The organism is Clostridia bacterium (genome assembly GCA_014360065.1).
Lineage (GTDB): Bacteria > Bacillota > DSM-521 > Neomoorellales > JACIYF01 > JACIYF01.
Genome location: JACIYF010000173.1, coordinates 1 through 4,076 on the forward strand (window position 1 = coordinate 1; position 4,076 = coordinate 4,076).

A 4,076-nucleotide genomic window follows, 5' to 3' on the forward strand; every position below is an offset into this window, starting at 1 on the left:
GGAGCGAGCCGATCAGGCTTATCTCCGGCAGGCGCAAGGTAGCGGCCACTACCAAGTAGACGGCAGTAGCGCAAGCGATGGCTCCCCCTACCTGCACCACTTGGCCGGAAAGGGCATGGGAGCCGAAGCGCCCGCCCAGCCAAGCCGAAGCCAGGTAGGCCACCCCGGCCATGGCGGCAGTGGCAACGCCGATGCGGAGCAGAGCATCGGCCAGCGGCCGCCACTCCATAAGCCCGGCCCGGCGCTTGAGGAGAAAAGCCAAGGTGCCGACGTAAACGAAGGCTACGATGGAAGTGCAAAGGGCCAACCCAGCGTGGCCCAGGGGCCCAACCAGCAGCCAGTCCAAAAGGGCGTTCAGTCCGATCATGAAGACCCCTACTACGGCCGGGGTCCGGGTATCCTTCAAGGAATAATAAGTGCGCATCAGGATCTGGTGCCAAGAGGAAGGGATAATGCCAATGGCATAAAACACCAGGGCAACGGCAGTGGCGCTGGTGGCCTGGGAGTCAAACTGCCCCCGCTCAAATAGGAGCCGGATCACCGGCGTGGCCAGCACCATTAGCCCCACCGCCGCCGGGACGGTGATGGCCGACACCGAGCGCAGGCCCAGGGTCTGGGTTTGGCGAAGGGAATCCAGGTCGCCCCGGGCTACGTGGCCGGCCATGGCAGGGAAAGCAGCGGTGGCGATGGCGGCGGCAAATACCCCCAAGGGTATCTCTACCACCCGGTCGGCAAAGCTCAGGGCGGCAATGCTGCCCTCGCTCAAGGCCGAAGCAAAGATCCGGTCCACCATGACGTTGATGAGGCCCACCCCGGAGGTGACGAGAACCAGCGGAAGCAGCTTAGCCACTTCCGATAGGGCTGGATGGTGAAAATCGAGCGGGGCGGCAATGGAACCGGAGGCACGGCGCAACTGAATCAGGGCTGGAATCTGGATGGTCAGCTGCAGGGCGGCGCCGCCTACGAAGCCATAGGCCAGAGCATAAACTCCCAGGCGGCCGGACAGCCCCAGGGCAGCGCCGATCACCACCAGGTTCAAAGCCAAGGGACCCAAGGCCGGAGCCGCAAACCGCTGGTAGGACTGGAGCACCGCCGTTGCCAGTCCGCCCAATCCGGTCAGCACCAGCACTCCCATTTGGATGCGGGTGAGATTGGCAGCTAGGGCCTGACTGGCAGGATCAAAGCCGGGAGCCAGCCAGGGGATGTAGTAAGGAGCTAGCAAGGCCCCCAGGCCGGCCAAGAGGCTGACCACCACCAGGGTAGCTACCGCCAGGGTGCGGGTGACCTGCCAACCCTCGTCCTCCCGCCGGCGGGCTAAGAAGCCGGCCAGGATGGGGATATAGCACGCCCCTACCACCCCAGTCATTAGGGTAATGAAGATGCCGGGGATGGTATTGGAGACCACAAAGGCATCGGTAGCGGCGCTGGCGCCAAACAGGCCGGCAATCACCGCTTCTCGCCCGTAGCCGGCGATCCGTCCCAGGATAGTGGCCCCCATGATAATGCTGGCCGCCTTGACGATGCGGACATGGCCACCGGCAGCCGGGACTTGGCCCTTTAGGGTGGAAACATCAGCCTCCGGCAGCTGGGTAGCGGAAGTCTCTCTCTCGATCATAGCCATCGATCCATCAACCTCTTCTTGGGCAAAGCCTTTGCCCCTCCGGCCGGGTTGACCTCCCCTAATGAACCGACCTGCAAAAGCCGCGCCACCAAGCGGGCGTTTTCCCGGGCCAGCTCCTTCAAAGGAGGGATTCTTTGGGATAAATCCTCTTTAATCTCCTGGCGGTTGGCCCATGCTTTTTCCATGGCTTCCACCAGCGGGTTGGCATCCGAGGGCTTCAGATCCTCCAGACCCAGGCAGTATGGCCTAAGGTGCAGTCGCCCCATAAAGGCCTTCACCTTGGGATCATAGGCTAGGGCTACCGCCGGCACTCCTTGGGCGGCAGCAAAGATTAGGCCGTGAAGGCGCATGCTGACCACCAGATCGGCCTTCCCCACCAGAGCCGCGTATTCGCTGGGCCGGTGACCTTCCTTTATTATAGTCGCCGCTTGGCGCTCGCGCATCCGGGAAATGATGTCTTCAGCCGCCTGCCGGTCGGGCGAGTTTTCCAAAGGTAGAAACGCCACCCGGGCTCCCCAGGCAGAGGCGGCATGGTCGGCAGCTTGGGCGATGGTCTCCTGGTACCCAGGGGGGCCAGGCCAGGAACGCAGGCAGAAGACCACCCAGGGCGAGGCTAATCCGTAAGCGCGCAAAAGCTCGGCCACTCGCTCCCGAGGCGCCAGGGTGGGGTCCAATGCCGGATCGGCGGTAATGGTAACCGGAGGCCGGTTAACCCCCAGCTCATCCAGCAACCGGCGGGAATCCGGATCCCGGACGCTTATCAGCACCGCCCGATTGGCCACCAGCCTGGTAAGCCAGCGGCCATAAGCGCTGGTGATGGGGCCGATGCCATGAGCGTAGAACATGAACGGGGTACCCAAAATCCAGGCCAGAGCGCAGATAATAAGGTAATAAGGCAAGGGTCCGGAGATGATGCCGGTGGGGTGGACATCCTGCAACAGCCCTCCACCGCCGCTGATGAGCAGGTCGGCCTGGCGCAGGGCCCGGATCTTGGCCCATAGGTCCCGCCGCCAGCCCCGGTAGATGGATTTGACCCCGTAGGCCTGGGCGGTTTCCTCAGGCCGGATGGAAAGGACGGTAACCTCCGCCCCCGGAACCTCCTCCCGCAGATGGCGGAGCATGGCCGAGAGGATGGCCTCGTCCCCGGCGTGATGGGCACCATAAAAGCCGGATATCACCAGCCGCAAGGGGCGGGAGCGTCGGGCCTGGCCGCCGGACAGAGGTCTAGGTTGGGTTAAGCCCGCCGAAGGAGCCGGGGAGACGGGGAAACCGGATGCGGGTAAGCCCGGCCCCGGTACCGGCGCTGATGCCGGCACCGGGAAGGGCGCTGGAGCAGGTGCTGCAGCCGGCGGCGCTAGCGCTGGAGCCACCGGCGGCGCTGCGAACTGCGCCGGTGCCGAAGCAGAGGGTATCTCCGGGGCCGAAGCCTGTAAGTGGGCTACTAGCCCCAGCCCGCCCTGGCCTTGGGACCGCCTGTCCTCGATAGCGGACTGGTAAACTTCGAGGAAGCGCTGGGCGGCGGCCTGGCTGGAGTGATGGGCCTCCACATACCGGCGGGCGGCCTGGCCGATGGATGCGGCCAGCGCCGGCTGCTCCCGTAAGGTATTGATGGCCCGGCTTAGGGCAGCTACATCCCGCTGTGGCACCAACCAGCCGGTCTTTTCGGGCTGGATGAGTTCTTTTAAGCCTCCAATACTGGAAGCCACCACCGGCAGGCCAGCCGCCATCCCCTCCAGAGCAGCTATGGAGGTAGCCTCCTCCACCCCGGCGGAAGTTACGGAAGGCACCAGCACCAAGTCTGAAGCCGCATACAGCTCTTCGATGGCATCCCGGCCAAGCGCCCCTAGGAGCCGGACGTGGTCCGAAAGCCTATCTCTCTTGATGGCCTCCTCCAAGCGCTGCCGCCCCTCACCCTCGCCAGCGTAGACCAGAAAATAATCGGGATGAAGAGCTAAAAGCGACGGTAAAGCCAGAAGCGGGTAGATAACCCCATTTTTCTCCGTCAGGCGGCGGGGGCAAAAAAGGATGTAGGCGTTCGGAGGAAGGCCGTAGCGCTTCCGCAATTTTTCCCGCCAACCTTGGCCGGCCTGCCGGGCCTGGGCCTCCCGTAGCCGCAAGGGGTCAAAGGAATCCAGATCGATGAAATTGGGAATGACGGTGACGCCTTCGGTTCGCCCCACCCGGTCTTTGACGTAGTTGGCCAAGCGGGTGTCGACGGTGATGATCCGGTCCGCCTCCCGGTAGGCTTGATCCTCGATGTCCAAGAAAAACTTTTCCGCCGGGCTGCCGGCGGCAATGGAGCCCTTGCTCACTGCTTCCCAGGCCATATAGCCGTGCAGGGTGAGGACTACCGGGGCAGAGGTGTAAGCGGAAGCAGGGGTGGCGCTGGCCGCCGTTGGGGGGGCCCCCGCCCCCAACACAACCACCCCCGTTATTAACTCCGCCGGCCGCCCCC

2 protein-coding genes are annotated in these 4,076 nt (G+C 64.0%); both read right to left on the reverse strand.

What is annotated here, in order from left to right:
* Positions 1-1,621 (reverse strand): murein biosynthesis integral membrane protein MurJ (gene murJ / locus H5U02_14390; GenBank protein MBC7343611.1); only part of this gene is annotated, 1,621 nt, incomplete at its 3' end.
* Positions 1,612-4,038: a polysaccharide pyruvyl transferase CsaB gene (gene csaB, locus H5U02_14395; protein ID MBC7343612.1), complete on the reverse strand. Its 2,427-nt coding sequence runs from the start codon at positions 4,036-4,038 to the stop codon at positions 1,612-1,614. The genes murJ and csaB, both read right to left, overlap by 10 nt.
* Positions 4,039-4,076: the final 38 nt, after the last annotated feature.